28 protein-coding genes and 1 pseudogene are annotated in these 26294 nt (G+C 65.5%); 18 read left to right on the forward strand and 11 right to left on the reverse strand.

Going from position 1 to position 26294, the window contains the following annotated elements; all coding sequences use genetic code 11:
* Positions 1–81 precede the first annotated feature (81 nt).
* On the forward strand, positions 82–1293 hold the full coding sequence (locus tag IQ24_RS16270) for a glycosyltransferase family 4 protein (RefSeq protein ID WP_158637556.1): 1212 nt from the start codon (positions 82–84) through the stop codon (positions 1291–1293).
* 71 nt (positions 1294–1364) lie between these two features.
* Positions 1365–1775: pseudogene (locus IQ24_RS16275) on the forward strand (NUDIX domain-containing protein); the annotation flags it as partial.
* 35 nt (positions 1776–1810) lie between these two features.
* Here IQ24_RS16275 and IQ24_RS16280 read toward each other — a convergent pair.
* Positions 1811–3079 (reverse strand): PP2C family protein-serine/threonine phosphatase, encoded by a 1269-nt coding sequence (locus IQ24_RS16280; RefSeq protein WP_145399342.1) that lies wholly within the window; start codon positions 3077–3079, stop codon positions 1811–1813.
* Between the two features lie 85 nt (positions 3080–3164).
* Between IQ24_RS16280 and IQ24_RS16285 the strand changes: the two genes are divergently transcribed.
* Positions 3165–3545 carry an Hpt domain-containing protein gene (locus IQ24_RS16285; RefSeq protein ID WP_242008263.1) on the forward strand — a complete coding sequence of 127 codons (381 nt, stop codon included), beginning with the start codon at positions 3165–3167 and terminating at the stop codon, positions 3543–3545.
* A 12-nt stretch (positions 3546–3557) separates the two neighbouring features.
* On the opposite strand, the gene ilvA is transcribed toward IQ24_RS16285, so the two are convergent.
* Positions 3558–4793, reverse strand: a complete 1236-nt coding sequence (gene ilvA / locus IQ24_RS16290; protein ID WP_145399343.1) for a threonine ammonia-lyase IlvA — start codon at positions 4791–4793, stop codon at positions 3558–3560.
* A 52-nt stretch (positions 4794–4845) separates the two neighbouring features.
* Positions 4846–5499, reverse strand: a complete 654-nt coding sequence (locus tag IQ24_RS16295) for a hypothetical protein (protein ID WP_145399344.1) — start codon at positions 5497–5499, stop codon at positions 4846–4848.
* A gap of 197 nt (positions 5500–5696) precedes the next feature.
* Between IQ24_RS16295 and IQ24_RS16300 the strand changes: the two genes are divergently transcribed.
* Both IQ24_RS16300 and IQ24_RS16305 read left to right on the forward strand, forming a co-directional pair.
* Positions 5697–6923 (forward strand): argininosuccinate synthase, encoded by a 1227-nt coding sequence (locus IQ24_RS16300; RefSeq protein ID WP_145399345.1) that lies wholly within the window; start codon positions 5697–5699, stop codon positions 6921–6923.
* Positions 6924–7048: 125 nt separating this feature from the next.
* Positions 7049–7528, forward strand: coding sequence for a VOC family protein (locus IQ24_RS16305; RefSeq protein WP_145399346.1), 480 nt, complete (start codon positions 7049–7051; stop codon positions 7526–7528).
* A gap of 5 nt (positions 7529–7533) precedes the next feature.
* Here the strand turns inward: IQ24_RS16305 and IQ24_RS16310 are convergent, their stop codons facing one another.
* Positions 7534–7905 carry a GFA family protein gene (locus tag IQ24_RS16310; RefSeq protein ID WP_145399347.1) on the reverse strand — a complete coding sequence of 124 codons (372 nt, stop codon included), beginning with the start codon at positions 7903–7905 and terminating at the stop codon, positions 7534–7536.
* A gap of 92 nt (positions 7906–7997) precedes the next feature.
* Between IQ24_RS16310 and mog the strand changes: the two genes are divergently transcribed.
* Positions 7998–8534, forward strand: coding sequence for a molybdopterin adenylyltransferase (gene mog, locus IQ24_RS16315; RefSeq protein WP_145399348.1), 537 nt, complete (start codon positions 7998–8000; stop codon positions 8532–8534).
* On the opposite strand, the gene IQ24_RS16320 is transcribed toward mog, so the two are convergent.
* The 4 genes from IQ24_RS16320 to IQ24_RS16335 are packed head-to-tail and all read right to left on the reverse strand — an operon-like array spanning position 8506 to position 12056.
* A complete protein-coding gene (locus IQ24_RS16320) occupies positions 8506–9108 on the reverse strand; it encodes a nucleoside/nucleotide kinase family protein (protein WP_145399349.1) in 603 nt (200 codons plus the stop codon). The genes mog and IQ24_RS16320 overlap by 29 nt on opposite strands.
* 46 nt (positions 9109–9154) lie before the next feature.
* Positions 9155–9925, reverse strand: coding sequence for an ATP-binding cassette domain-containing protein (locus tag IQ24_RS16325; protein ID WP_199756618.1), 771 nt, complete (start codon positions 9923–9925; stop codon positions 9155–9157).
* Positions 9922–10974 carry an ABC transporter permease gene (locus IQ24_RS16330; protein WP_145399351.1) on the reverse strand — a complete coding sequence of 351 codons (1053 nt, stop codon included), beginning with the start codon at positions 10972–10974 and terminating at the stop codon, positions 9922–9924. The genes IQ24_RS16325 and IQ24_RS16330 overlap by 4 nt, the downstream gene beginning before the upstream one ends.
* A 59-nt stretch (positions 10975–11033) precedes the next feature.
* Complete coding sequence (locus IQ24_RS16335; RefSeq protein WP_145399352.1) at positions 11034–12056, reverse strand: sugar ABC transporter substrate-binding protein; 1023 nt, start codon at positions 12054–12056, stop codon at positions 11034–11036.
* Positions 12057–12178: 122 nt separating this feature from the next.
* Between IQ24_RS16335 and IQ24_RS16340 the strand changes: the two genes are divergently transcribed.
* The 4 genes from IQ24_RS16340 to IQ24_RS16355 all read left to right on the forward strand — a co-directional run bounded on the left by IQ24_RS16340 (position 12179) and on the right by IQ24_RS16355 (position 16942).
* A complete protein-coding gene (locus tag IQ24_RS16340) occupies positions 12179–13336 on the forward strand; it encodes an ROK family transcriptional regulator (RefSeq protein WP_242008265.1) in 1158 nt (385 codons plus the stop codon).
* Between the two features lie 39 nt (positions 13337–13375).
* Positions 13376–14299 (forward strand): DnaJ C-terminal domain-containing protein, encoded by a 924-nt coding sequence (locus IQ24_RS16345; protein WP_145399354.1) that lies wholly within the window; start codon positions 13376–13378, stop codon positions 14297–14299.
* A complete protein-coding gene (locus IQ24_RS16350) occupies positions 14296–14646 on the forward strand; it encodes a MerR family transcriptional regulator (protein WP_145399355.1) in 351 nt (116 codons plus the stop codon). Before IQ24_RS16345 ends, IQ24_RS16350 begins: the two co-directional genes overlap by 4 nt.
* A gap of 136 nt (positions 14647–14782) precedes the next feature.
* On the forward strand, positions 14783–16942 hold the full coding sequence (locus IQ24_RS16355) for an esterase-like activity of phytase family protein (protein WP_145399356.1): 2160 nt from the start codon (positions 14783–14785) through the stop codon (positions 16940–16942).
* Positions 16943–17013: 71 nt separating this feature from the next.
* Here the strand turns inward: IQ24_RS16355 and IQ24_RS16360 are convergent, their stop codons facing one another.
* Genes IQ24_RS16360 through ccmI form a run of 3 tightly spaced genes read right to left on the reverse strand, consistent with a single transcriptional unit; the run spans position 17014 to position 18880 of the window.
* On the reverse strand, positions 17014–17199 hold the full coding sequence (locus tag IQ24_RS16360) for a DUF1289 domain-containing protein (RefSeq protein WP_145399357.1): 186 nt from the start codon (positions 17197–17199) through the stop codon (positions 17014–17016).
* Entirely contained in the window at positions 17199–17663 is a 465-nt protein-coding gene (ruvX, locus tag IQ24_RS16365; protein ID WP_145399358.1) for a Holliday junction resolvase RuvX, read from the reverse strand. The genes IQ24_RS16360 and ruvX overlap by 1 nt, the downstream gene beginning before the upstream one ends.
* Positions 17660–18880, reverse strand: a complete 1221-nt coding sequence (ccmI, locus tag IQ24_RS16370) for a c-type cytochrome biogenesis protein CcmI (protein ID WP_145399359.1) — start codon at positions 18878–18880, stop codon at positions 17660–17662. The genes ruvX and ccmI overlap by 4 nt, the downstream gene beginning before the upstream one ends.
* A 205-nt stretch (positions 18881–19085) precedes the next feature.
* Here ccmI and IQ24_RS16375 point away from each other — a divergent pair, with 205 nt between their 5' ends.
* The 8 genes from IQ24_RS16375 to IQ24_RS16410 all read left to right on the forward strand — a co-directional run bounded on the left by IQ24_RS16375 (position 19086) and on the right by IQ24_RS16410 (position 26286).
* Complete coding sequence (locus IQ24_RS16375; RefSeq protein ID WP_145399360.1) at positions 19086–20366, forward strand: sarcosine oxidase subunit beta family protein; 1281 nt, start codon at positions 19086–19088, stop codon at positions 20364–20366.
* 154 nt (positions 20367–20520) lie between these two features.
* Positions 20521–20784: a hypothetical protein gene (locus IQ24_RS20150; protein ID WP_158637557.1), complete on the forward strand. Its 264-nt coding sequence runs from the start codon at positions 20521–20523 to the stop codon at positions 20782–20784.
* Between the two features lie 84 nt (positions 20785–20868).
* A complete protein-coding gene (locus IQ24_RS16385) occupies positions 20869–21201 on the forward strand; it encodes a TfoX/Sxy family protein (protein WP_145399361.1) in 333 nt (110 codons plus the stop codon).
* Between the two features lie 6 nt (positions 21202–21207).
* Complete coding sequence (locus IQ24_RS16390) at positions 21208–21561, forward strand: sarcosine oxidase subunit delta (protein ID WP_145399362.1); 354 nt, start codon at positions 21208–21210, stop codon at positions 21559–21561.
* A 4-nt stretch (positions 21562–21565) separates the two neighbouring features.
* Positions 21566–24496, forward strand: coding sequence for a sarcosine oxidase subunit alpha family protein (locus IQ24_RS16395; protein ID WP_145399363.1), 2931 nt, complete (start codon positions 21566–21568; stop codon positions 24494–24496).
* A complete protein-coding gene (locus tag IQ24_RS16400) occupies positions 24489–25007 on the forward strand; it encodes a sarcosine oxidase subunit gamma (RefSeq protein WP_145399364.1) in 519 nt (172 codons plus the stop codon). The genes IQ24_RS16395 and IQ24_RS16400 overlap by 8 nt, the downstream gene beginning before the upstream one ends.
* A gap of 106 nt (positions 25008–25113) precedes the next feature.
* Positions 25114–25548, forward strand: coding sequence for a hypothetical protein (locus IQ24_RS16405; protein WP_145399365.1), 435 nt, complete (start codon positions 25114–25116; stop codon positions 25546–25548).
* A gap of 138 nt (positions 25549–25686) precedes the next feature.
* Positions 25687–26286: a superoxide dismutase gene (locus IQ24_RS16410; protein ID WP_145399366.1), complete on the forward strand. Its 600-nt coding sequence runs from the start codon at positions 25687–25689 to the stop codon at positions 26284–26286.
* Positions 26287–26294 lie beyond the last annotated feature (8 nt).

The following is a 26294-nucleotide window of genomic DNA, read 5'->3' on the forward strand; positions in this document are numbered from 1 at the left end:
GTCGAATGCCGGGTGTGTGCCCGACGCGCTCTGACCGCCACCGTTTTTTTGACGGAGCTTTGTGCCTCCATGGTGAGAGTGTTGATCGATGCCGGAGGTCGCGATTCGGCGAAGGTGTTCGAGCGATGGTCGCGGCGTCAGACTGACCGAAGTGCGATTTGCCTGCCGGATCTGTGGCATTTTCTGGATGCCTGCCAGGCCCATTCCGTTCAGGCCGTGGTGACGACCAGCGATCCGCGCGCCGCCCCGATGACCAGAGCCCGCGGCATGACGTTGATCCATCGTCCTGCGTCGACACCCTCTCGCCCGGGTCGCCATGAGGATCAGTTTGACCTTGCGCATCGCAAGATCGCGGATGCCCGTCGCTTCTCCTGCGATCTGGTCATCCTGAACGACGAAGCCAATCCCGCGCTTTACGAGGCGCTTGATGCCGAGGGCATCGGAATCGCCCAGATCCTGCGCAGGCGGCCCGGATTCGGCGGTGGGCAAAACCGGCTGTCGGAGCGTCTGGCGCTTTATGCCGCGCGGGGTTTCTATGCCAGCCGGATGGTCGCCTTGCTGAGTGCCTCGGACGTGATCTCGGAGGACATCGACCAGCTGGCCGGAGGGACGACGCGCCCGATCATCGAATTTCTGCCCCATTACCAGGCCTCCCTGTTCATGGGCCTGCCGCCGGTCGCATTGGGAGCATCGGTGTTGAACATCTGCTTCACCGGGCCGATCACCGCCGAGATGGGCGTCTTCGATATGATCGCGGCGGCGACCCTGCTGAGATCGGGCCTGAAGATGCGGTTTCACATCTGCGGTGAGGGAGCGGCGCTGGACGCCATGAAGCTGCAGCTGGCGGCGGCCGGGATCGCGGGGCATTTTCGTTTTCATGGCCGCGTGACGCGGGCGCGGCTGCGCCGGGTGCTGGGCACCTGTCAGGTCACGCTGGTCCCCACCCGATCCGAAAGTGGTGAGGGGTTCGGGCGCTCTGTCGTCGAAAGCGTGCTGGCGGGGCGGCCGGTCGTTGCCTCGCTGGCCTCTCCGGCGGTCAGCTATGCGCCTCGGGCGGTTCGCGTGGTTGAGCCGGGCGACGTGCAGGGCTATGTCGATCATCTGGCCTATCTTTATTACGACCGGCAGGAATTGGGCCGGATGGCCGAGGCTTGCGGCCCAGCCAGCGCCCCTTTCCTGAACCCCGCGAATTCGCTGACCTCGGCCTTCGGCCGCCTGTTTCAGGCGGTGGCCGAGCGCCGCCCGGTCGATGCGCGCTTCATCCGCGTGACGCCGATTGCCCCCGCAGCGTGAACGGATTGCACCTCTGGCCTGCGAACGCGTCCATGTGCTAGCCGCATGAGCAACCAGATCAGGAGCCGCAGATGATCCCACGCTTCGGAGAGCCGCCCGAGGCCCGCCGCTATCGCCTGCGGCCCGGGGCCTATGCCCTGCTGGTGCGGGACGGGCAGGTGCTGCTGACCCTGCAGCATCAGCCGGTCCGCGAATATCAATTGCCGGGCGGCGGTATCGACCCCGGCGAATCGCAAGAGGCGGCCCTGCACCGCGAGGTCATTGAGGAAACCGGCTGGAGCATCGGGAACCTGCGGCGTCTGGGCAGCTATCGCCGCTTCTGCTTCATGCCGGACTATGACTTCTGGGCCGAGAAGCTCTGCACCATCTGGCTGGCCCGACCGATCCTGCGCATAGGCCCGCCGAGAGAGCCGGGGCACGATGCCGTCTGGGCCCCGATCCGGCAGGTGCCGTCGCTGCTGGCCGATCCCGGCTCGCGCAGCTTTGCGCTGCGCCATCTGGCCGGTCATTTGACCGGTCATGGGGGCGGGGCGGCAGGCCGTCGCTCGATCAGCACGGCCGAGATGTCATCATTGCGCCGCCCGCCCGAATAATTCGCCAGGGACCAGCTGAGCGATTCCAGCAGCGCCTCTCCCTCCAGGGTCGAGTTCGTCTGCAGGATGGCGCGCAGCCCTTCGGCCCCCAGCGGGCGGCCGTGCATATCCTCGCATTCCGTCATTCCGTCCGAGGCGATCAGCAGACGGTCCCCGGGCTCCAGCGCCAATGCGATCTCATCGAATTTCGCCTCCTGAAAGGTGCCAATCGGCAATCCACCCTCGCCGATGTCCTGAAAACTGCCGTTGGCGCGCTGCAGGATCGGGTAGGGGTGACCTGCCTGCACCAGCCGCATCTGGCCGCTGGTGAAGTCGAAATCGCAATAGACCATGGTGAAATAGGAATCGGTGCGCAGGTCATTCAGCATCAGGTGGTTCAGCTGGCGCGCGACCTCGGACGGCGTGCGCGCGTCATAAAGCCCCAGATCCGTCATCCTCAGCGCGATATTGTGGTTCGTGGCCCCCGAAAGCAGAGTCGAGAGCCGCGCGCACAGAAGCGCCGCCGCGACGCCATGGCCTGAGACATCCAGCGCAAACACGCCGCATCTTCGCGCATTGATCGGGAAGAAGCCGACCAGATCGCCGCCGATATGGCCCGCCTGACGCATCAGCAGAGTGATGGTGAAATCCCCGAATCGCCCTTGTTGTTCGCGGATCAGGCTGTCCTGCAGCCTGCGCGCCTCGTGCATGTCATGGTCGATGGCCGCCTGCGCCTCGCGCAGTTGCGCCAGCGTCTGGCTAAGCTGCCGGTTGGCCTGACGAAGAGTCTCTTCCATCTCAAGGATCCGCTCACCTGCGCTGAGACGCGCCAGAAGTTCAGACCCCGAGACGGGTTTCGTCAGAAAGTCATCCGCGCCCGATTGCAGGCCGCGCGCGATGTCATTCTTGTCGCTGCGCGAGGTCAGCAGCACGAAATAGCCATAGCGGTCGCGCTGCATCTCGCGGAAGCGGCGGCAGAATTCCGGCCCCGTGCAGCCTGACATCAGCCAGTCGGAAATGACGATATCGGGCGTGTTCCGGGCGCAGAACTCCAGCGCCTCTTCGCCCGAGGCTGCCTCGGCCACCTCATAGCCCGCGCGGACCAGTTGAATCGCTAGGGTCCGGCGCTGCGCCCGGCTGTCGTCCACGATCAGCACCAGCCGATTGCGGGGCTGGTTCAAGGGCGTGACGGAAGGGGGCGCGGGCTTTTTCATGCGCCCGTTCTAGTCGATGAGGTTTTATAGAAGCTTAATCGCGACAATTTTCGTGGTTTCGCGACAGGGGCTTACGATTCGGGATATGCTGCCCGGAATTCTGCTGGAGGCCGAAATGATCGATTGGGCGCGCATCGTCGAGCTGCGCGACGAGGTCGGCGAGGAGGAGTTCTCGCCGCTGCTGGAGCTTTTCCTCGATGAGATCGAATCCGTCATCATGCGGTTGCCCCATAATGACGCCGATAGGATGTGGCGGGACCTGCATTTCCTGAAAGGATGCGCCAGAAATCTGGGCTTCCGCTCGCTGGGTTGCCTCTGCGAGGCGGGCGAGCGGCAATGCGCGCGCAACCCCTTGGCGGGGCTGCGCATTGCCGATGTGCTTAGCTGCTATGCGGAATCAAAGCTGCTGCTGATGCGTGACCTGTCGCGCCACGACCTAAGCCAGCCGCAGGCAAGGCCCGCCTAGGCGGGCCCGCCGTCAGATCAGGAACTCCGACAGGATCGGGTCCAGCGTGATGTCGCGGTAACCAAGACCTGCCGCGTCCAGCCGAGCGCAGAGCGACTGGATGTTCGCGGGCGAGGTGGTCTCGATCCCGATCAGCACGGTGCCGAAATTGCGGGCCGATTTCTTCAGATACTCGAAGCGCGAGATGTCGTCCTCGGGTCCCAGCAGTTCCAGAAAATCCCTCAGCGCGCCGGGGCGCTGCGGCATCCGCAGGATGAAATAGCGCTTCAACCCCGAGAAACGCTGCGCGCGCTCCTTGACCTCGGGCAGGCGCTCGAAGTCGAAATTGCCGCCCGAGCAGACGCAGACGATGCGCTTGCCGCGAAGGTCCGGCAGATCCTGCAGCACGTCGATCGACAGTGCGCCTGCGGGCTCCAGCACGATGCCCTCGACGTTCAGCATGTCTAGCATCGTGGCGCAGATCCGGTCCTCGGGGGCCAGATGCACCTGCTGCGGCAGGAAGCGCTTCAGGGCTGCGAAGGGCAGGTCACCGATGCGGGCGACCGCCGCGCCATCGACGAAATTGTCGACGGCAGGCAGGCTGACCTGCTGGCCTTGCTCAAGCGCGGCGCGCAGGCTGGCGCCGCCGTCCGGTTCAGCGAATTCGGCGCGGGTGTCGGGGGCGAGTTCAGAAAACAGCGTGGTGATGCCTGCGGCGAGACCGCCACCGCCGACCGGCAGGATGATCAGGTCGGGCGCACCGCCCAGCTGCTCCAGAATCTCAAGCCCGACGGTGGCCTGACCCTCGATGATGTCAGGATCATCGAAGGGCGACAGGAACGTCGCGCCCGTGCTGGCGGCAAATTCCTGCGCGGCGGCAAGGGTCTGGTCGAAATAGTCGCCCTTCAGCACGATCTCGATGGCGTCGCCGCCGAAGATGCGGGTCTTGTCGATCTTTTGCCGGGGCGTGGTGACCGGCATGAAGATCGTGCCGCGCGCGCCGAAATGGCGGCAGGCATAGGCCATGCCCTGCGCATGGTTCCCGGCGCTGGCGCAGACGAAATGCCCGCCCTCGGCCCCCAGCTTGCGCATGGCGTTGAAGGCGCCGCGTAGCTTGTAGCTGCGCACGGGCGTCAGATCCTCGCGTTTCAGCCAGATTTCGGCGCCATAACGCGCCGAAAGGTGGTCGTTCTTCTGCAGCGGGGTCGGCTCGAAGAGGTCGCGCAGCGCGATCCCTGCCTGGCGGACAGAGTCGGTGAAATTTTTCATAGCCCGGATGTGCCGCCAAACTTGGGCGGACGCAACGGATTTATGCCGCGCCTCAGCCCAGAGAACGACCCTGCACGAAATACCCCTGCAAGGTGGTCAGTACCGAAAGCGAGATCATCGCCACCAGGCCATCCACCACCGTCGCGATCAGCCCAATGGTCAGCGGTTCACTGTCGGGCATGGCAATCAAGCCCTGGATGACGAGATAGCTCATCAAATGACGGGCGAGGATGCAGATGAAGGCCAGCAGCACAAAGACCCCCAAGTGGTTTTTTGTCGCCTGCCATGCGCGTGCGAGCGGGTCGTGCTCGCCCAGGGCTGCTCCGGGAAGACCTGCCCCCAGCCGCAGCGCGATCACCGTGACACCCACCGAAAGCAGGAACAGCAGGATCCTGCCCGGCGGAGAGGCCATGTTCACCGAAAATGCCAGCAGGAAAAGAACTGGCCCCAGGATCAGAAGCAGCAGCAGACTGATCAGGATGGAATATCCCAGATAGGCCAGCATCCTGCCCGGCATGATGCGCGGCAGCAGGCGGGGAGGCTCGTTCAGCAGGACGAAGCGGTGCCAGCCGACGGCGACCCAAAGCAGGCTTGCGAGTGTCAGCAGCGCCGACAGGATCAGCAGGCCCGGGCTTGGTGCAGCGGCATAGGGATCCGGTGCGAATTTCGCATTGATAAATTTGATCCGCAGGGTGTTGCTGAGCACCAGAAGCAGCGCGGGCAGGGCGGCGATGGTCAGAAACGCGCGCCAGTTTCGCAGCAACAGGCTGCAGGAATGTCTGATGATTTGGTAAGCAAGCACTGTGATCTCCGATTTTGGCCCGGGACGGGGATATTCTGCGCATCCCCTTGTGACAATGTGCGAATGGGCTTATTCCAGCCGAAATTCGAAAGGGTATCCGCATGTCCGACGCGCCGAAAAAAGTCGTCCTTGCCTATTCTGGCGGGCTCGACACCTCGATCATCCTGAAATGGCTGCAGACCGAATACGGCTGCGAGGTCGTCACCTTTACCGCCGACCTTGGTCAGGGCGAGGAACTGGAACCGGCCCGCCAAAAGGCCGAGCTTCTGGGCATCGCGCCCGAGAACATCCATATCGAGGATCTGCGCGAGGAATTCGTCCGCGATTTCGTCTTCCCGATGTTCCGCGCCAATGCGGTCTATGAGGGCGAGTATCTGCTGGGTACCTCGATTGCGCGCCCGCTGATCTCGAAGCGTCTGGTCGAGATCGCCAAGGCCAGCGGTGCCGATGCCGTGGCGCATGGCGCGACCGGCAAGGGCAACGATCAGGTCCGGTTCGAGCTTTCGGCCTATGCGCTTGATCCCTCGATCAAGGTGATCGCGCCCTGGCGGGAATGGGACCTGACCTCGCGCACCAAGCTGATCGAGTTCGCCGAGCAGAACCAGATCCCGATTGCCAAGGACAAGCGCGGCGAGGCTCCGTTCAGCGTCGATGCGAACCTGCTGCACACCTCGTCCGAGGGCAAGGCGCTGGAAAACCCGGCCGAGGAAGCGCCCGACTACGTCTATCAGCGCACCGTCAGCCCCGAGGAAGCGCCCGACACCCCCGAATATATCGAAGTCACCTTCGAGCGGGGCGATGCGACGGCAATCAACGGTCAGGCGATGTCGCCCGCGACCATCCTGACGCAGCTGAACGAATATGGCCGCAAGCACGGCATCGGCCGTTTGGACTTCGTGGAAAACCGTTTCGTCGGCATGAAGTCGCGCGGCATTTATGAAACCCCCGGCGGCACCATTCTGCTGGCCGCCCATCGCGGGATCGAGCAGATCACGCTGGACAGCGGCGCGGGCCACCTCAAGGACAGCCTGATGCCCCGCTATGCCGAGCTGATCTACAACGGCTTCTGGTTCAGCCCCGAGCGCGAGATGCTGCAGGCCCTGATCGACAAGAGCCAGGAGCATGTGACCGGCACCGTTCGCCTGAAGCTCTACAAGGGCAGCGTGAACACGGTTGGCCGCTGGTCGGACCACTCGCTTTACAGCGAAAAGCACGTGACCTTCGAAGAGGATGCGGGCGCCTATGACCAGAAGGACGCGGCGGGCTTTATCAAGCTGAACGCGCTGCGCCTGAAACTGATCGGCAACCGCAACGCGCGCGTCAAGTAAGCCGCCGCTCTGCCCACCCATCCGAATGGCCGCAGGTTCCAGCCTGCGGCCATTTTTCATGGAACAAGCCCCGCGCCCGGCGGTTAAACTCGCATCATGACGCTTGCGCAGGGAGGGCTCAGGCCATGGCCATCGCCAAGAACACGATCTGCCTCTGGTTCAACACCGAGGCCGAGGAAGCTGCGCGCTTCTATGCAAAGACATTCCCCGACAGTCAGGTGCGTGCGGTCCACAAGGCCCCCGCAGATTACCCCTCGGGCAAGGCGGGTGACGTGCTGACCGTCGATTTCACCGTCTGCGGCATCCCCTGTATCGGGCTGAACGGCGGCACGGCCTTCGCCCCGGATGAGGCCTTCTCGTTCCAGATCGCCACCGACGATCAGAAGGAAACCGACCGCTACTGGAACGCCATCGTCGGCAATGGCGGCAAGGAAAGCGCCTGCGGCTGGTGCAAGGACAAATGGGGCATCTCGTGGCAGATCACGCCGCGCACCCTGACCGAGGCCATGGCCGCCGGCGGGGATGAGGCGCGGCGCGCCTTCATCGCCATGATGGACATGGGCAAGATAGACGTCTCCGTCATTGACGCCGCGCGCCGGGGCTAAGGCCGCTAGACGCGATCACGCTCGTATTGCGCGGCGCCGGGAATGGGGGGCAGCCAATCCGGGCGGCGAATGGTCCAAAGCTCGTATTGCGGCACCGGCTGGTCGGGGCCATCCAGAATGCCCAGATGCACGTCGGCCTCGTCACCGCTCAGGGCATAGACCGATGAGCCGCAGCGCGGACAGAAATGCCGCCGCTGATATTCGGCGGTCTCGCCGGTGACGGTCACGGCCTCTTGTGGAAAGATCGCGGCGGCATAGACCAGCGCGCCGTGATGTTTGCGGCAGTCAAGACAGTGGCAGGCGCCGACGCGCAGGGGCGCGCCCCTCGCCTCAAGCCGCACGGCCCCACAGAGGCACCTTCCGGTCAGCAGAGTCATCGCGAACCTCCCATGCTTCTGCGGCGAAAGCGCGCGGCGCTTCCCATTCCCCGCCCCTTGGTTGACTATGGGCCGAACATGAAAGGCCCGCCATGACCGAAACCGCCCATATCGCCATCGTGACCGTATCCGACCGTGCCCATCGCGGCGAATATGAGGACAAGGGCGGTCCCGGAGCCGAGGACTGGCTGCGCGCGACCATCACCTCGCCCATCCGCATCACCCGCCTGATCGTCCCCGACGGGCGCGAAGGCGTGGCCGAGACCCTGCGCGATCTGTGCGACAGCGAAGGTGCCGACCTGATCCTTGTGACCGGCGGCACCGGCCCCGCGCCCCGCGATCTCACGCCCGAGGCGGTGGCCGATGTGGCCCATCGCGAATACCCCGGCTTTGGTGAGGAAATGCGCCGCGCCAGCCTGCGCGAGGTGCCAACCGCGATCCTGTCACGCCAGACGGCGGTCAGCCGGGGCAAGACGCTGATCATCACCATCCCCGGCAAGCCCTCGGCCATCGCGACCTGCATGGACGCGGTCTTTGCTGCCGTGCCCTATTGCCTCGACCTGCTGGGTGCTGCGCGGATCGAGACCGACCCCGCCCGCATCAAGGCGTTTCGTCCGAAGGGCGCATGATCAGATTGGCGGGCAGCGATTGCTCCAACACCAGCCGGGCATTCGCCAGATCATTCTCCAGATGAGCGCCGATCTCTTCAGGCGAACAGTCAAAGCCCTGCCAGCGCAGGGTCAACCGGCGCTCCAGCTCCTCGACCGGCTCGACCAGCATGATGGACAGATCCCACATCTCTGCCAGCTCTCGCCAGGGCGCGCGGTCCAGCAGCAGGTAATTCCCTTCAACGACGACCAGCCCGTCGCCCGCGCCCACCCGGCCCGCGCCCGCAATGGCCAGCTCGCGGCTGCGGTCAAAGACGGGATAATAGACCTCCTTTCCCGCCTTCAGACGCCGGATCATGGCGACGAACCCATCGGCATCGAAGGTCTGCGGCGCGCCCTTGATGTCACGCAGCCCGGCAGGGATCAGCAGGCTGTCATCCAGATGAAACCCGTCCATCGGCACCAGAACCGCGCCGGGCAGTTCCACCACCATCCGCGCCGCCAGCGTCGACTTGCCGACCCCGGGAGGACCCGCAACCGCCACCAGCCTGCGCCCGGGCCCAAGCGCCGCAATCCGCGCCAGTGCTTCTTTCATGCCCAAATATCCTGGGGGCGCCCGAAGGGCGGGGGCAAAGCCCCCCTCATGCCGCGATCTCGGGCATTCGCGCGCCGGTCATATAGGCCACCGCATCCGACATCGAATGCTCCTTCGGATTGATGACCGCCAGCCGCCGCCCCAGCCGGTGAATATGCACCCGGTCCGCAACCTCGAACACATGCGGCATATTGTGCGAGATCAGGACGATCGGAATGCCCCTGCCGCGCACGTCCTGGATCAGATCCAGCACGCGGCGCGATTCCTTGACGCCAAGCGCCGCCGTCGGCTCGTCCAGAATGATGACGCGGCTGCCGAAGGCCGCGGCGCGGGCCACGGCCACGCCCTGACGCTGTCCGCCCGACAGCGTCTCGACGGGCTGGGTGATGTTCTGAATGGTCATCAGCCCCAGCTCCGACAGCTTTTGGCGGGCGAACTTGTTCATTGCGGGCTTGTCCAGCAGCCCCAGCCAATCCCCCAGAACGCCCTTGCGACGCAGCTCGCGGCCCATGAACATATTGTCGGCAATCGACAGCGCCGGGGACAGCGCCAGCGTCTGATAGACCGTCTCGATGCCCGCGCGGCGGGCCTCCAGCGGGCTTGCAAACTGGACCGGCTTGCCATCCAGCGTGATCTCGCCCTCATCGGGGCGGACCGCGCCCGACAGCGCCTTGATCAGGCTCGACTTGCCCGCGCCATTGTCGCCGATGACGGCCAGAATCTCGCCGGGGTACAGGTCGAAATCGGCGTGATCCAGCGCGGTCACGCGGCCATAGCGCTTGACCAGCCCGCGTGCGGAAAGAAGCGGCTCGCTCATGCCGAGACCTTTCTGATCCATTGGTCGATGGCGACGGCGGCGATGATCAGCCAGCCGGTCGCAAACAGTTGCCACAACACGTCGACGCCCATCAGCCGCAGGCCCGAGTTGAAGACGCCGACGATCAGCGCCCCGATCAGCGGCCCGATGATCGAGCCGCGCCCGCCGAAAAGCGAAATCCCCCCGATCACCACGGCGGTGATGGATTCAAGGTTCGATTCCAGAAATGAGGTCGGCGAGACCGAGCCGACGCGCCCGATGGCCGACCATGCCGCCAGCCCGCAGATCAGCCCCGCGACCATATAGACCGACATCAGCACCCGGTTCGTCTGGATCCCGGCCAGCTTCGCGGCCTCGGGGTCGTCACCCACGGCATAGACGCGGCGGCCCCATGCGGTCTGATAAAGCGCGTACCAAAGCACGACAAAGACCACCAGCATCAGCACCACGCCCCAGGTCAGGACGGCGCCGCCCAGGTTGAACCGCTCTCCGAAGAGCTTCAGCAGCGGCGCGTCGCTGTCCAGCGTCTGGCTGCGGATGGTCTGGCGGTCCGAGATGAAATAGTTGAGCGCGAGGAAAATGTTCCAGGTTCCCAGCGTGGTGATGAAGGGCGGCAGCTTCAGCCGCGTCACCAGAAACCCGTTCAGCGCGCCTGCAGCCAGCCCGACACCCAGCCCCAGCAGAATGGCCAGCGGCACCGGCACGCCATAGATCACCGCAAGCTTGCCCATGATGACCGAGGACAACAGCATGATCGCGCCTACCGAGAGGTCAATCCCGGCGGTCAGGATGACCAGCGATTGCGCGGCGGCCAGCGTGCCCACGACCGCGACCTGCTGCATGATCAGCGACAGGTTGAAGGCCGAAAAGAAATTCGGGGCCAGCAGGCCGAAGCCCAGAACCGACAGGGCCAGCACGATGACCGGCACCATCGTCGGGTTGCGGTGCAAAAAGTGCTGCAGGCTCGCGACCGGCCCGCGCGCGTGGTCTTCGAACTGCGCAACCTGATCGGCTGCGGGGCTGGCGGCGGGGTCGGTTGTGTCCGGCATGCGTACCTCTTTGGTCAGGAAGGGGGGCGGCATTGCGCCGCCCGCCCGGGTGCGTCAGCTCAGCCCCAGCACTGTTTCAGGCCTTCCTCGACCGAGATCGAGGGCACGCCGTCAACCGGCTTGTCGGTGACCAGATTGACCCCGGTATTGGTGAAATCCAGCCCCTCGGAGGCCTGCGGCTTGGTGCCGTCCTTGGCGAAGGCCGCAATCGCCTCGATCCCTTTCGAGGCCATCAGCAGCGGATACTGCTGCGAGGTCGCGCCGATCACCCCGTCCTTGACGTTCTCGACGCCCGGGCAGCCGCCGTCGATCGAGACCAGAAGCACGTCCTTTTCCTTGCCGAAGCTTTTCAGCGCCTCATAGGCCCCGGCTGCGGCGGGTTCGTTGATAGTGTGGACGACGTTGATGTTCGGATCGCGCTGCAGCAGAGCCTCCATGGCGGAACGGCCGCCTTCCTCATTGCCGTTGGTCATCTCATGGCCGACGACGCGGGGGTCGTCCTCATCGCCGATCTTGTTCGGGTCCTTGATGTCGATGCCGAAGCCCTGCTGGAAGCCCTGATCGCGCAGCACGTCGACCGAGGGGGCAAGCTCGGTCAGGTTCAGGAAGGCGATGCGCGCATCGGCGGCCTTGTCGCCCAGCTGGCCCTTGGCCCATGCGCCGACCAGACGCCCGGCCTCGAAATTGTCGGTGGCGAAGGTCGCATCGGCGGCGTCCATCGGCTCAAGCGGCGTGTCCAGCGCAATGACCAGAATGCCTGCATCCCGTGCCTGTTTGACCGAATCGACGATGGCCTTGGTGTCCGAGGCGACGATCAGGATGCCCTTCACCCCCGCCGCGATGCAGCTTTCCATGGCCTGCTGCTGGCTTTCATGATCGCCGTCGATCTTGCCTGCATAGGTCTTCAGATCAATGCCCAGCTCCTGCGCCTTGGCCGTCGCGCCCTCTTTCATCTTGACGAAGAAGGGGTTGATGTCGGTCTTGGTGATCAGGCAAGCGCTGTCGGCCGCCTGGGCTGCGCCCGCCGCAAGGGTCAGCGCCGTTCCGGCAAGGGCGGCGCGCAGAAAACCCGTTCTAGTCATGTCGTCTCTTCCTCCCAAAGGCGGTTGGCCCGCCGTCTCATCCTGCGCGCAAGGCTGCTACAGGAAATGGAGGCTTGTCAATAAATCAATCATGTTGATTTATGGGTGAAGGAGGAGTCCCCATGTCCCGCGCATCCACCCCGCAGATGGCCCGAAGCCAGAATGAGCGCCTGATCCTGTGGCTGATCCGGCGCAATGGCCCGATGCCGCGTGCGGCGCTGGCGCAGGCGACGGGGCTGTCGGCGCAGGCGGTGACCAATATCACCCGCGATCTGCTGGCGGCGGGACTGCTGGACGCGGCGGCCAAGCCCCAGCGGGGCAAGGTCGGCCAGCCGCTGCAACCGCTGGCGCTGGCGCAGGACGGCGCGCTGTTTCTGGGGCTCAAGGTCGGGCGGATGCTGGCGGAGCTGGTGCTGGTCGATTTCGGCGGCCAGATCGTCGGCGCGCTGACGCGGCCATACCCCTTTCCCGATCCTGACGAGATCCTGCGATTCGCGCTCGATGGCGCGGCCAGCCTGATGGCGAGCCTGGCCGAGGACCAGCGCGCGCAGGTCGCGGGGCTGGGCGTCGCCATTCCGTTTTTCCTGTGGGACTGGGGGCAAGAGATGCAGCCTTGGCAGGGCAGGGACCTGCGCGCCGAGCTGGAGCAGCACCTCTCGCTGCCAGTCTGGCTGGAGAACGACGCCTCTTGCGCCTGCGGGGCCGAGCTGATCTTTGGGGCGGGCGATCTGCCGGCGGATTTCCTGTACCTTTACATTGCGCATTTCGCCGGGGGCGGGCTGGTGCTGGACAACCGGCTGCGTCTGGGGGCCACCGGAAACGCAGGGGCCATGGGCTCTTGCCCGGTGCCGGGTGGGGGGCAGGTGCTGGATCAGGCCTCGATTTCCGTGCTGGAGCGGATGCTGGGGCGGGGCCTGCCGCTTGAGGATTCCGAATGGCGGATATCGCCCGATGTAATGGCGCAATGGCTGGACAAAACCGCCGAGGTGCTGTCCCATGCGGCGCTATCGGCCGTGGCGGTTGCGGACCTTCCGCTGGTGGTGATCGATGGCGCGATGCCGGTCGATCTGCGGGCCAATCTGGTCGCCGCCGTGGCCGCGCGGCTGGCCGGGATGCCACATCGCGGAATCGCGCTGCCCGAGGTGCGTGCGGGCACGCTGGGGCGTCGCGCGCGGGCGATGGGGGCGGCGGCACTGCCGTTAAGCGCGGGCTTTCTGCCGGGCGGGACGTTTTCGGCCCCGCGCCTTGCCCGCAAGGAACAGGAAACCGGAACCGTCTGATCGCGTTTCGGATATGACAGGTGAAAGGTTGGGCAGGTAATGGCCGACGATCCGTACAAGGCTTTGGGGCTGGGCAAAAGCGCGTCGCAGGACGAGATCAAGAAGGCATATCGCAAGATTGCCAAGACCGATCACCCCGACCTCAACCCCGACGCCGCCGCGACCGAGCGTTTCAAGGCCGCGACCGCCGCCTATGACCTGCTGAAAGACCCCGAGCAGCGCGCCCGCTTTGACCGGGGAGAGATTGACGCCAGCGGTCAGGAACGGCCGCAGCGCCATTATTACCGCGAATATGCCGAGGCCGGGAACAACCCCTATCGCAACGATCAGGCCGGGTTCGACGACCTTTCGGGCGTCTTCTCGGATCTCTTCGGCCAGCGTGGTGGCGGCGGGCAGGGGCAGGGACGCCGGGGCGGCGCGCGCAGCTTCGACATGCGCGGCCCGGACCAGCATTTCACGCTGGAGATCGACTTCATGACGGCGGCGCGCGGCGGCTCGACCCGGATCACCATGCCTGATGGCAGCACGCTGGAGGTCAAAATCCCTGAAGGCGCGCGCGACGGCCAGACCGTCCGGCTGCGCGGCAAGGGTGGCGCGGGCTTCGGCGAGGGAGAGCCGGGCGATGCCCTGCTGACCCTGACCGTGGCCGAGGACCCCGAATGGAAGCGCGACGGCGATGATCTGGAGGTGACGCTGCCGATCACGCTGGATCAGGCGGTTCTGGGCGGCAAGGTCGAGGCACCGACGATCACCGGCCCGGTGATGCTGACGATCCCGCGCGGCGCAAGCTCGGGCCAGAAGCTGCGGCTGAAGGGGCGCGGGCTGAAGCGCGCGGATGGCAGCCACGGCGACCAGCATGCGGTGCTGAAGATCGTCATGCCCCCGCATATCGACGATGAGCTAAGCAACTTCTTCGAACATTGGCGCGACGGCCATGGCTATGATCCGCGGAGGGGCAAATGAGCGCACGCCACTATACCCTGGATGAGACTCTGGCCGAGATCGAGGGCCTGACCCCCGAGCAGATTCAACGCTACATCGGGGCGGGCGTGCTGCAGCCCGTGCAATCCGAGCGTGGCCCGCTGTTCCGCGAGGTCGATCTGGCGCGTCTGGGCCTGCTGGTCGACCTGTCCGAAGGTTACCACATGGATGAAGAGGCGCTGGGGCTGGTGATGTCGCTGCTGGACCAGCTGCACGGCCTGCGCGGCGACATGCGGGCGATGCTGGATGCGCTGTCGCGCGAACCGGCCGAGACGCGCGACCGCATCCGCACCACCATCCGCGAAGTGCGCGTCGTCATCCGCAACTAGGCGGTTGAAACAGCGGCGAAATGCGTTGAACGGGACGGTTCGGTTCAGACGTCGCGCAATCGTCACGGAACTGGCATGGCGCTGTCACGCTGGCGCGCGATGAGCCGGGGGAAAGATCCAACCCTCCGAGGCACCCATGTCCTTCCGACTGTCCTTCTGCTCGATCCTTGCGCTTGGCGTGGCCTATCCCGCCCTGGCCGAGCCGGTCTTCAACCGCATCGCGACCTTCGCCACCACCGACAATATGGCGGCGGGCGAGGATACCGCGCGCGCCACCTCGGCCGAGATCATGACGGTCACGCCGGATGGCAATACGCTGATCTATTCCGACAGCCCGCTGGGCGCGATCGGGCTTCTGGACATCACCGACCCACGTGCGCCGAAGCCCTTGGGCAATGTCGACGTTCAGGGAGAGCCCACCACCACCGTCGTTCTGGGCGGGCTGGCCTTTGTGGGCGTCAACACCTCGGAAAGCTATACCCAGCCCTCGGGCGCGCTGCGCACGCTGGATATCGCCAGCAAGGCGCTCACGGCCAGCTGTGATCTGGGCGGCCAGCCCGATTCGGTCGCGCTGTCGCCCGATGGCTCGCTTCTGGCCGTCGCCATCGAGAATGAGCGCGATGAAGAGGTCAATGACGGTGCCATCCCGCAGATGCCCGCCGGGTTCGTCGTGCGCCTGCCGATCAAGGACGGGCAGGTCGATTGCGCGGGCAAGCAGGTCATCGACCTGACCGGTCTGGCCGAGATCGCCCCCGAAGACCCCGAGCCCGAATATGTCGCCTTCAACAGCCAGAACGAACTGGTCGTGACGCTGCAGGAAAACAACCACCTCGTGGTGATCGGGGCCGACGGCAAGGTGCAAAGCCATTTCAGCGCCGGTGCGGTCGATCTGTCGGGCGTCGACATCGACAAGGACGGGAAGCTGGATTTCTCGGGTGAGATCAAGGGCCAGAAGCGCGAACCCGATGCCGTCACCTGGATCGACGCCGACCATTTCGCCACCGCCAATGAAGGCGACTGGCAGGGCGGCTCGCGCGGGTTCACCATCTGGAAGAAAGACGGCACGGTCGTCCATGAATCGGGTGCCGCGTTCGAACATGCGATCATCCGCACCGGCCATTACCCGGAGGGCCGTTCGGGCAAGAAGGGGGTCGAGCCGGAAGGCGTGACCTATGGCGAATTCGACGGCCAGAAGCTGCTGTTCGTGGGCTCCGAGCGTGCCAGCATGGTCGGCGTCTATGACGTCGCGAACCCGGCCGAGCCGAAGCTTTTGCAGCTCCTACCCTCGGGCATCGGCCCCGAAGGGCTGGTCGCGATCCCCTCGCGCAACCTGTTTGCCACCGCGAATGAGACCGATCTTGGCGAAGACGGTGCCGCCCGCGCGCATGTCATGCTGTTCGAGCGTGCCGAGGGCGAGGCCGCCTATCCGACGCTCGTCTCGGTCGGAGAGGAGCTGATCGGCTGGGGCGCGATGTCGGGCCTTGCGGTCGATCCGCAGGACCAGAACGTGCTTTGGGCCGTCAGCGACAGCGCCTATGGCGCGGCCCCGGCGATCTATCGCATCGACGCCAGCAAGACCCCGGCCGAGATCACCGCGAAGATCATCGTCACGCGCGACGGCCAACCCGCCGAAAAGATCGATCTGGAAGGCATTGCGCCGGACGGGCAGGGCGGCTTCTGGCTGGCGAATGAGGGCGATCCCAAGAAAGAAGTGCCGCACGCGATCCTGCATGTCGACGCCAAGGGCGCGATCACGCAGGAATTCCCGTTGCCGGACAGCCTGCTGAAGGGCCAGACGCGATTCGGTCTGGAAGGCGTCGCGGTGCAGGACGGCAAGATCTGGGCCGCCGTCCAGCGCGAGTGGGAGGATGATCCCAAGGGTCAGACCAAGCTTCTGCAACTGGACCCGGCCAGCGGCGAATGGCTGGGCCTGCGCTATCCGCTGGACAGCGGCGAGGGCTGGGTCGGTCTTTCGGAACTCGCGATCCATGGCGATTACGCCTATCTGGTCGAGCGTGACAACCTGATCGGCCAGAAGGCCGCGCTGAAGCAGATCACCCGCGTTGCGCTGTCGCAGATGCAGCCGGTCGCGCTGGACGGTGAGCTGCCGGTCGTCACCAAAGAGGTCGTGCGCGACCTGATCCCCGATCTGAAGCAGTGGAACGGCTATGTGCAGGACAAGGTCGAGGGCATGGCGATTGCCGCCGACGGCACCGTGCATGTGATGACCGACAATGACGGCGTCGACGATGCCTCGGGCGAGACCTTCTACTGGACCTTCAAGCTGGACCAGTAAGGGCTTCAAGCCGGACTATATTCGGGCCGGGGTGAAAGCCCCGGTCCTTTTCTTTGCGCGCGCGCTTCGGGTCAGCGCGCGCCGTTCCGGGTCAGCTCTTCCAGCCGCGCGGGTAGTTCCGCCATGATCGCCTGCCGCTGGTCTTCACGAAGCGAGCCCCAGGCGATGATCTCGTCAATGGTGCGCCCGCAGCCAAGGCAGAGGTCGCTGTCATCGTCCATCTGGCAGATGTTGATGCAGGGGGATGAGGCCGCCATCACAGATACCTCAGCCGGTCCAGCGCGCCTTGAAGGATATAGCCCGCCGCGACCTGATCGATGACCTCGGCCCGGCGCTTGCGCGAGGTGTCGCCCTCCAGCAACGCGCGCTCGGCGGCGACGGTCGACAGGCGCTCATCCCAGAAGGTGATGGGCAGGGGCGTCAGCCGTTCCAGATTGCGGGCGAAGGCGCGGGTCGACTGGGCGCGCGGCCCTTCGCTGCCGTCCATGTTGCGCGGCAGGCCAAGGACCAGCCCGACCAGTTCGCGATCGGCCACGATCTTCAGCAGCGCCTCGGCGTCCAGCGTGAATTTTGCGCGGCGGATCACCGTCAGAGGGGAGGCCACGCTGCGCAGCCCGTCGCTGACCGCGACCCCGATGGTCTTGGTGCCCAGATCCAGCCCGGCCAGCGCGCCGTGACGCGGCAGAAGCGGGGCGAAATCCTCGATCTGGGCGCAGATCATTCGAGACCCGCCTGTTTCGCGGCGGCCTCGATCATGGCGCTGGCCTCGGCGTCGCTGCCAAAGCGCCCGCGCGCCTCGGTCAGGATGTCGCGGGCATGGTCAGTCTGGCCGATGACCACCAGCGATGAGATCAGCCGCGCCCATTCGTCGGGCGTGCCGCCTTCGGTCGCCAGTCGCGCCTCAAGCCGCTTGACCATCGAGGCCACGAACTCCTGCCGCTCTTCGGGGCTTAGGTTCTCGGCGGCGGCCATATCCTCGGCACTGGGGCCGGGCAGGGCGGCGCGGGGCTCGGGCGGGGTGTAATTCGGCTCTCCGGCCAGCCAGGCAAGGTCGGGGATGCGTTCGCGGATGATCCGGTTCCAGGGCGCGTCGTCCGGGCCCTCAGCCAGCAGCGCCGCCCAGATCGGGAAGGCGCGGTCGGGACGGCCATTCTGCCATTGCAGCACCCCGGCCAGAAAACGGGCGCGCGGGTTGGTGCGGTCCATGGCCAGCGCCGTGCCGATCTGCTCTTCGGCCTCGGGGGTGATGGTGCCGCCGGCCGCGTCGGTCATCAGTGCCGCGAGCGCCGCGTGATCGTCGGCGCTGGCCTCTTTGCCGCGAACCTCCAGCAGATGCTGGGCGGCCTTGCGCGCGGCGGGCAGATTGCCCAGCTGCTCTTCATGCTGGGCCAGCAGCATCAGGCCCTGCGGGTCGTCGGGGTTCTGGGCCACGGCCTCGCGCAGGCGCTCGATCAGCTCGGCATAGTTTGCATCGGGGGCCGGGCGTTCGGGCTTCGGGGCCTTGGCCTCGGCTTCCTCTTGCGAGGGGCGGTTGCGGTAGGATTCCTCGGCCTCGGCATAGCGGGCGACGATGGGCTCATCCTTCAGACCGGGGCTGCCCATATAGGCGTAAAGCCCGAAGGCACCGCCCACGATCAGCGCAAGCACCGCCATCGCCCCGATGCTGTCGTGGCGAGTAGTCGGCGTCGCGGTGGCCTCGACCGCGCGGTCGGCGGCCAGAACCTTGCGGCCGATCTCGGTCCGCAGGCGCTCGGCCTCGGCGGGGTCGATCACGCCGCGCTCAAGGTCGCGTTCGACCTCGCGCAGCTGGTCGCGATAGATGCGCAAATCATAGGCCGCGGTCGGCTCGTCGTCCAAGTCGCTGTTCTTGCGCAAGAACGGCACGGCGATGGCCAGCCCGACAAAGCAGGTCAGCGCCCCGCAGATGATCCAGAACATCCCAGTCCTCCAATTCGTGCTGCGGTATAGCGGTTTTGCGCGCCGGGAAAAAGGAAAACGGGTGCGGCAAAAAGGTTGAGACGCGCCTTGGGATAAATGCGCACCATGATTGTCGCAAAACGACTATTGCTGCGTCGCAAGCCAGCCTTGCCGGAACAGCGGCTTGGTTTCAATCTTGCCAGAGACGAGTCGGGGAAGGTCCATCATGTCCGAGAACGCAACGCCTGCCAGCAAGTCCACCGGGCGCTATTCGATCTTTGCCATCGCGCGAGAGGCGATGCGCCTGCACACCGGCTGGAAACAGGCCTGGGCCAACCCCGAGCCGCGCAAGAAATATCAGGTCGTCATCGTGGGCGCGGGCGGCCACGGGCTGGCGACTGCCTATTACCTGGGCCGGAACTACGGCATCACCGATGTCGCGGTGATCGAGAAGGGCTGGCTGGGCGGCGGCAACACCGGGCGGAACACGACGATCATCCGCTCGAACTATCTGCAGGACCCGTCGGCGGCGATCTATGACAAGGCGCTGAAGCTTTACGAGAATCTGTCGCAGGACCTGAACTACAACGTCATGTTCAGCCCGCGCGGCCTGCTGATGCTGGCCCAGACCGAGCATGAGATCCGCGGCTATCGCCGCACGGCCCATGCCAACCATCTGCAGGGCGTCGCGACCGAATGGATCGGGCCGCAGCGCATCAAGGAGATGCTGCCGATCATCAATATCGACGGTCCGCGCTATCCGGTGCTGGGCGGGCTTTATCAGGCGCGCGGCGGCACGGCGCGGCATGACGCGGTGGCCTGGGGCTATGCGCGGGCGTGCTCGGCCATGGGCATGCACATCATCCAGAATTGCGAAGTCACGGGGATCGAGACCGAATTCGGGCAGGTCAAGGCCGTCAACACCGGCAAGGGCCGGATCGAGTGCAACAATCTGGCGCTGGTCGTCGCGGGCCATTCCTCGCATCTGGCCGAGATGGCGGGCTTCCGGCTGCCGATCGAATCGATCGCGCTGCAGGCCATGGTCAGCGAGCCGATCAAGCCCTGCTGCGATCTGGTCATCATGGCCAACACGGTGCACGGCTATCTGTCGCAGTCCGACAAGGGCGAGATGGTGATCGGCGGCGGCACCGACAGCTTCAACAATTACACGCAGCGCGGCTCGTGGCATCACATCGAAGAAACCGTGCGCGCCCTGATCGAGACCTTCCCGATGCTGTCGCGGCTGAAGATGCTGCGGCAATGGGGGGGCATCGTGGACATGACGGGCGACCGCTCTCCGATCCTGTCGACGACGCCGGTCAAGAACGTCTTCGTCAACTGCGGCTGGGGCACGGGCGGCTTCAAGGCCATCCCCGGTTCGGGCTGGGCCATGGCCGAGCTGATCGCCAACGGCCGTCCCGGCCCGCTGGCCGCCGACTTCGGGCTGAACCGCTTTGTCGAGGGGCGCTTCATCGACGAAAGCGTCGCGGCAGGCGTCGCGCACTAGGCATGGGACGCGCGCTTGAGATGGTCGCAAACACGGGCGTTCGGCTAAATTTCGCTGATTTCCGGCAGGTTGCGCCCGATGGCGACACTGTGGGGAACTTCTGCAGCAAAGTTGTATTAGGCTTGAGACTATCCATGACCAAGGAGCGAACTTCATGGCCGATCCGAACAACAACAACAGCAGCAATCTCTGGCTTATCGTCGGCGTTGTCGTCGTCATCATCGTTGGTGTCGTCTGGTACATGTCCGGCAGCAGCACGACGCCTCCGGCTGACACTGGCACCGCGACCGTCGAAACGACCCCGCCGACCGAGTCTGCACCCGCAACGCCCCCGGCAACCGACGCCCCTGCTGCTGACGCGCCCGCAACTCCGGCTCCGGCCGAGCCTGCAACGCCTGCCGCTCCGTCGTCGAACTGATGCGGTGCGCCGCATTGCGGCGCAGCTGACCACCCACCAGAGAGCGTTCAGCTCTCTGGTGACCCCGCTGCCGGAGGCGCTGTAATGGCGCGTGATCCGGGGCTGGAAGAATTGCTGCGGACGGATATCGGCGACCTGCCGGGACTGTCCGAAAAGCCGATGTTCGGCGGCCTGTGCTTCATGGTGAACGGCAATATGATGCAGTTCGTCCGCGAAGACGGGGCCATGTACCGTGTCGGGAAAACCAACGAAAAAGCCGCTCTGGATCTGCCGGGCACCGAGGCCATGTATCAGCGCGGTGTGCGCAAGCATGGGCTTGTCTGGCTGTCCGGGGACCAGTTCGACGATGACGACACGCGCCGCATCCTGACGGATCTTGCGCGCGAAAGCGTCCAATCCCTGCCGCCGAAGGAGTAGTTCCCCATGCTGACCCTGACCTGCCCCTATTGCGGCATCAGCGCCGAAGAAACCGAGCTGCAGGCCGGTGGCGAGGCGCATCTGAAGCGCTTTGGCCCCGGATCGTCGGATACGGAATTCGAGGCCTATATGTTCGCCCGCAAGAACCCCAAGGGCGTGCATTTCGAACGCTGGCGGCACGCCTATGGCTGCGGCAAATGGTTCCTGACCGCCCGCGACACCGCGACGCTGCAGGTCTTCGGGACCTATTCCGCCCAGACGCCGCAGCCCACGCCCGAGATTATCGCCGCCATTCAGGCGGCCCGCCCGGACTGGCACCCGGACGGGGATGCCGTGAACCTTCAATCCTCCAAGGGCTGATCCCATGACCGAGACCGGACCTTTCCGTTTGCCGCAGGGCGGCCGCCTGATCGACCGCGCCTATCAGCTTCCCTTCCGCTTCGACGGCCGCCAGCTGCGCGGCGTTCAGGGCGACACGCTCGCCTCGGCCCTGCTGGCCAGCGGCCAGTTGATGATGGGGCGCAGCTTCAAATATCACCGCCCGCGCGGCCCCGTCGCCTCGGGCGCGGAAGAGCCGAACGCGCTTCTGGGTCTTGGTCAGGGCGGCCGGTTCGAGCCGAACCAGCGCGCCACCACCACCCCGCTGGTCGGCGGTATGGTGACGACCAGCCAGAACGCCTGGCCCAGCCTGAACGTCGACATCGGCGCGGTGAACAACTGGCTCTATCGTTTCTTCCCGGCGGGCTTCTATTACAAGACCTTCATCCATCCCCGGCCCGCATGGAAGCACCTGTTCGAACCGATCATCCGCCGCTCGGCCGGTCTGGGGAAGGCGCCCACGCAAGCAGACCCGGACAAATATGAACAGGCCTACGGCTTTGCCGATCTGGTCGTGGTGGGCGGTGGCATCGCCGGCCTGCAGGCCGCAGCCGAGGCCGCACGCAAGGGCGGCACCGTGCTGGTGCTGGAGCAGACGCCGAACTGGGGCGGGCGCACGCCGACCGACCATGCCGACGGGCAGGCGCGGATCGACGCGCTGGTGGCCGAGCTTTCGGCCCTGTCGAACGTCACCCTGCGCCGCAACACCATGGCGACCGGGCTTTACGATCACGGCTATCTGCTGGCGCGCGAGGCGCTGGCCGATCATGACCCGAATGCCGGCATTCCGCGCCAGCGCCTGTGGCGCATCCGCGCGGGCCATGTGCTGATCGCGACCGGCGCGCTGGAGCGGCCCCTGTCCTTCGCGGGCAATGATGTGCCGGGCGTGATCCTGGCCTCGGCCGTGCGCGATTTCATCAACGATTACGCCGTGGCCCCCGGTCGCCGCATCGTCGTCGTCACCAACAATGACGACGCCTATCGCACCGCGCTGACGGCGCTGGATGCGGGACTAACCGTGCCCGCCGTGATCGACGCCCGCACCGTGGCGAACGGCCCGCTGGTCGAGGCCGTGCGCGCCCGTGGGGTCCGCGTGCTGATCGGCTCGGCCATCGCCGGGATCAAGGGCGGTCGCGGGGTCGAAGGCGTCAAGGTCTGCGCGCATAACGGCTCGGGCGAGGTGACCGAGGTGATCGAGGCCGATTGCGTCGCCATGTCGGGCGGCTGGTCCCCCGTCGTCCACCTGTGGAGCCATTGCGGCGGCAAACTGAACTGGAGCGACAGCGCCGCCATGTTCTCGCCCGATCCGAACCGCCCGCCGACCGGGGCCGACGGCAAGGCCATGGCCAGCGTCGAAGGGGCCGCCTCCGGCGATCTGGCGGTGGCCGGGCTGACCGGCGCAGCGGACGAGGCAGCGATCCTGCCCGTCTGGGTGATGCCGGTCCACGCCACCCGCAAGATGAAGTTCAAGATGTGGCTGGATTTCCAGAATGACGTGAAGGTCTCGGACGTCGAGCTGGCCGCGCAGGAAGGCTATCAAAGCGTCGAGCATACCAAGCGCTACACCACGCTGGGCATGGCGACCGATCAGGGCAAGGTCAGCAATATCAACGGCCTCGCGGTGCTGTCGAAGGCGCTGAGCCAGCCCATCCCTGCCACCGGCACGACCACCTTCCGCCCGCCCTATACGCCGCTGACGCTGGGCACCATTGCCGCCGAGGCGCGGGGCGAGATCTTCCAGCCCCTGCGCAAGACCCCGATGCACGACTGGCACCAGATGCGCGGTGCTTTCTTCGAGCCGGTCGGCCTCTGGCGGCGCGCCTATTGCTATCCGGCGCAGGGCGAAAGCCATGCCGAGGCCGTGGCGCGAGAGATCCGCGCCGTGCGGGGCGGCGTGGGCATGCTCGACGCCTCGACGCTGGGCAAGATCATCGTCAAGGGCCCCGACGCGGGCAAGTTCCTTGACATGATGTACACCAACCTCATGTCCAGCCTGCCGGTCGGCAAATGCCGCTATGGGCTGATGTGTTCAGAAAACGGCTTCCTGATGGACGACGGCGTCGTCGTGCGCCTGTCGGACGACAGCTTCCTTGTCCACACCACTACTGGCGGGGCCGACCGCATCCACGGCCATTTCGAGGATTGGCTGCAATGCGAATGGTGGGACTGGAAGGTCTACACCGCCAATGTGACCGAGCAATGGGCGCAGATCGCCGTCGCCGGTCCCAAGGCCCGCACCCTGCTGGAGCGGCTGGGCGGCATGGATCTGTCGGCCGATGCGCTGCCCTTCATGGGCTGCGCCGAGGGCGAGCTGGCTGGCATCCCCGCCCGCGTCTATCGCATCAGCTTCTCGGGTGAGCTGTCCTTTGAAATCGCCGTGCCCGCCAATCGCGGCCGCGAGCTGTGGGACAAACTCTACGAACTCGGCAGCGATCTGGGCGTGACGCCCTATGGCACCGAGGCCATGCACATCATGCGCGCCGAAAAGGGCTTCATCATGATCGGCGATGAAACCGACGGTACCGTGATCCCGCAGGATCTGGGGCTGGGCTGGGCGATCTCGAAGAAAAAGCCCGACTATCTGGGCAAGCGCGCGCAGGAACGCAGCTTCATGACCTCGCCGGATCGCTGGCAGCTGGTCGGGCTGGAAAGCGTCGATGGCGTGATGATCCCCGATGGCGCCTATGCCGTGGCCGAGGGTGCGAACGCCAATGGCCAGCGCAACACGCAGGGTCGCGTCACCTCGACCTATATCTCGCCCACGCTGAACAAGCCCATCGCCATGGGGTTGGTGCATCGCGGCCCCTCCCGCATGGGCGAGATCCTTGAATTCACCAATCCGGGCGGTGAGCCGGTAAAGGCGCGGATCTGCGATCCGGTCTTCTTTGACAAGGAAGGAACGCGGGCCAATGGCTGAAGCGCTGGCAAAAATCTCGCAGGTGCAGGGTCTGGGCATGATCCAGATCCGCGCCAACCTGCTCCGCTCGGGCGAGGTGATCGCGCGGGCCGTCGATCTGGTCCTGCCCGCACCCATGCTGACCACGCGGCAGGGCGAGCGAATGCTGGGCTGGATGTCGCCCGATGAGCTGATCCTGATCGCCCCCCAGCCTCAGATCGCGGGGCTGCTGGCCGCGCTTGAAGAGGCGCTTGAGGGGCATCACGCGCTGGTCGTCGATGTCTCGGACATGCGGGTGGTCTTCGACATTCAGGGTGCGCGCGCCGATCAGGCGTTGGCGAAGCTTTGCCCCGCCGATGCCGCGAACCTGCCCGAGGCGGGCCTGCGCCGGACCCGCGCCGCGCAGGCGGCCTGCGGTTTCTGGCGTCACGGGCAGGGGTTCCGGCTGATGGGCTTCCGCTCGGTCGCGGATTACCTGCGCGGCATCCTCGAAGGTGCGGCGGCCCCCGGCACGCATCTCGACCCCCGCTGACATTACCGCTCGCGGGCAATTCCCCGCGAGCCGCCCGTTCTCGGGCTTGAGACGCGCGCCCCGCCATGCGACCTAGCAGGGGACGTCCCCGGGAAAGTCTCAGCCCATGCGCGCCCTCACCGCTAGCCTTCTTGCGACCCTCGCCCTTTCGACACCGCTTGCGGCGCAAGAGGAACGGCCAGCCCCGCCCCGCCCGGTGGTGATGCTCTGCGAGCTGATCGACGAATCGCATTCCGGCTGGGTGCCCGAGTTCGTCATGCTGACGCGTCAGGCCTCGGGCCGGATCGAGGTCTTCGACACCATCCTGCACCAGCTGATCGGCAAGCCCATTCAGGCGCAGATCACCCAGGACAGCCGCCGCAGCCGCACCTATGGCTGGGCGCTGGCGGGCGTGCGCAACGGCTCGGGCCAATGGGCCGAACGCATGGATTTCCGGCTTGTACTGCGCAAGGCCGACGGCACGGTGACGATGCAGGTCACGGTCGCGGGCTTCGACAACACGATGCAGGGGCAGGGCCAGTGCATCACGCCCACGCGCTGAGACCTGATCCGCCCGGCCCCGGACGGGCTTGCGGAACGCTTGGCGATGCCCCACGTTACTTCCCGGATGGCGGGACTTCCCCCCGTGCTTGTCCTGTGTCAGACATTCATCCAAGAAATATCTGGAAAGGAAACAGAAATGGCTTTCACGCTTCCCGATCTGCCCTATGCACATGACGCGCTGGCTGCAGGCGGCATGTCCAAGGAAACGCTCGAGTATCACCACGACAAGCACCACAAGGCCTATGTCGACAAGCTGAACGAGCTGATCGCCGGTACCGAATGGGAAGGCAAATCGCTCGAGGACATCGTCACCGGCACCTATAACAAGACCGCCGTGGCGCAGAACGGCATCTTCAACAACGCCTCGCAGCACTGGAACCACAGCCAGTTCTGGGAAATGATGGGCGCGGGCAAGAACACCATTCCGGGCAATCTGGAAAAGGCGCTGACCGAGGCCTTCGGCTCGGTCGATGAGTTCAAGAAGAAGTTCTCGGAAGCCGGCGTCGGCCAGTTCGGTTCGGGCTGGGCCTGGCTCGTGAAGAACGCCGATGGCAGCCTTGCGATCACCAAGACCGAAAACGGCGTGAACCCGCTCTGCTTCGGCCAGACCGCGCTTCTGGGCTGCGATGTGTGGGAACACTCCTATTACATCGACTTCCGCAACGCGCGTCCGAAGTACCTCGAAAACTTCCTGAACAATCTGGTGAACTGGGAAAACGTGGCCTCGCGCTACTGATCCCGACC

The sequence above is a fragment of the Paracoccus sulfuroxidans genome (genome assembly GCF_007830335.1).
In the GTDB taxonomy this organism is placed as follows: domain Bacteria; phylum Pseudomonadota; class Alphaproteobacteria; order Rhodobacterales; family Rhodobacteraceae; genus Paracoccus; species Paracoccus sulfuroxidans.

Bases quoted from the DNA above. Each gene is read 5' to 3' on its own strand.
- IQ24_RS16280 (WP_145399342.1), bottom strand. From the start codon at position 3,079: ATGAAAAAGCCCGCGCCCCCTTCCGTCACGCCCTTGAACCAGCCCCGC.
- IQ24_RS16285 (WP_242008263.1), top strand. From the start codon at position 3,165: ATGCTGCCCGGAATTCTGCTGGAGGCCGAAATGATCGATTGGGCGCGC.
- ilvA (WP_145399343.1), bottom strand. From the start codon at position 4,793: ATGAAAAATTTCACCGACTCTGTCCGCCAGGCAGGGATCGCGCTGCGC.
- IQ24_RS16300 (WP_145399345.1), top strand. From the start codon at position 5,697: ATGTCCGACGCGCCGAAAAAAGTCGTCCTTGCCTATTCTGGCGGGCTC.
- IQ24_RS16305 (WP_145399346.1), top strand. From the start codon at position 7,049: ATGGCCATCGCCAAGAACACGATCTGCCTCTGGTTCAACACCGAGGCC.
- IQ24_RS16310 (WP_145399347.1), bottom strand. From the start codon at position 7,905: ATGACTCTGCTGACCGGAAGGTGCCTCTGTGGGGCCGTGCGGCTTGAG.
- mog (WP_145399348.1), top strand. From the start codon at position 7,998: ATGACCGAAACCGCCCATATCGCCATCGTGACCGTATCCGACCGTGCC.
- IQ24_RS16320 (WP_145399349.1), bottom strand. From the start codon at position 9,108: ATGAAAGAAGCACTGGCGCGGATTGCGGCGCTTGGGCCCGGGCGCAGG.
- IQ24_RS16325 (WP_199756618.1), bottom strand. From the start codon at position 9,925: ATGAGCGAGCCGCTTCTTTCCGCACGCGGGCTGGTCAAGCGCTATGGC.
- IQ24_RS16330 (WP_145399351.1), bottom strand. From the start codon at position 10,974: ATGCCGGACACAACCGACCCCGCCGCCAGCCCCGCAGCCGATCAGGTT.
- IQ24_RS16335 (WP_145399352.1), bottom strand. From the start codon at position 12,056: ATGACTAGAACGGGTTTTCTGCGCGCCGCCCTTGCCGGAACGGCGCTG.
- IQ24_RS16340 (WP_242008265.1), top strand. From the start codon at position 12,179: ATGTCCCGCGCATCCACCCCGCAGATGGCCCGAAGCCAGAATGAGCGC.
- IQ24_RS16345 (WP_145399354.1), top strand. From the start codon at position 13,376: ATGGCCGACGATCCGTACAAGGCTTTGGGGCTGGGCAAAAGCGCGTCG.
- IQ24_RS16350 (WP_145399355.1), top strand. From the start codon at position 14,296: ATGAGCGCACGCCACTATACCCTGGATGAGACTCTGGCCGAGATCGAG.
- IQ24_RS16355 (WP_145399356.1), top strand. From the start codon at position 14,783: ATGTCCTTCCGACTGTCCTTCTGCTCGATCCTTGCGCTTGGCGTGGCC.
- IQ24_RS16360 (WP_145399357.1), bottom strand. From the start codon at position 17,199: ATGGCGGCCTCATCCCCCTGCATCAACATCTGCCAGATGGACGATGAC.
- ruvX (WP_145399358.1), bottom strand. From the start codon at position 17,663: ATGATCTGCGCCCAGATCGAGGATTTCGCCCCGCTTCTGCCGCGTCAC.
- ccmI (WP_145399359.1), bottom strand. From the start codon at position 18,880: ATGTTCTGGATCATCTGCGGGGCGCTGACCTGCTTTGTCGGGCTGGCC.
- IQ24_RS16375 (WP_145399360.1), top strand. From the start codon at position 19,086: ATGTCCGAGAACGCAACGCCTGCCAGCAAGTCCACCGGGCGCTATTCG.
- IQ24_RS20150 (WP_158637557.1), top strand. From the start codon at position 20,521: ATGGCCGATCCGAACAACAACAACAGCAGCAATCTCTGGCTTATCGTC.
- IQ24_RS16385 (WP_145399361.1), top strand. From the start codon at position 20,869: ATGGCGCGTGATCCGGGGCTGGAAGAATTGCTGCGGACGGATATCGGC.
- IQ24_RS16390 (WP_145399362.1), top strand. From the start codon at position 21,208: ATGCTGACCCTGACCTGCCCCTATTGCGGCATCAGCGCCGAAGAAACC.
- IQ24_RS16395 (WP_145399363.1), top strand. From the start codon at position 21,566: ATGACCGAGACCGGACCTTTCCGTTTGCCGCAGGGCGGCCGCCTGATC.
- IQ24_RS16400 (WP_145399364.1), top strand. From the start codon at position 24,489: ATGGCTGAAGCGCTGGCAAAAATCTCGCAGGTGCAGGGTCTGGGCATG.
- IQ24_RS16405 (WP_145399365.1), top strand. From the start codon at position 25,114: ATGCGCGCCCTCACCGCTAGCCTTCTTGCGACCCTCGCCCTTTCGACA.
- IQ24_RS16410 (WP_145399366.1), top strand. From the start codon at position 25,687: ATGGCTTTCACGCTTCCCGATCTGCCCTATGCACATGACGCGCTGGCT.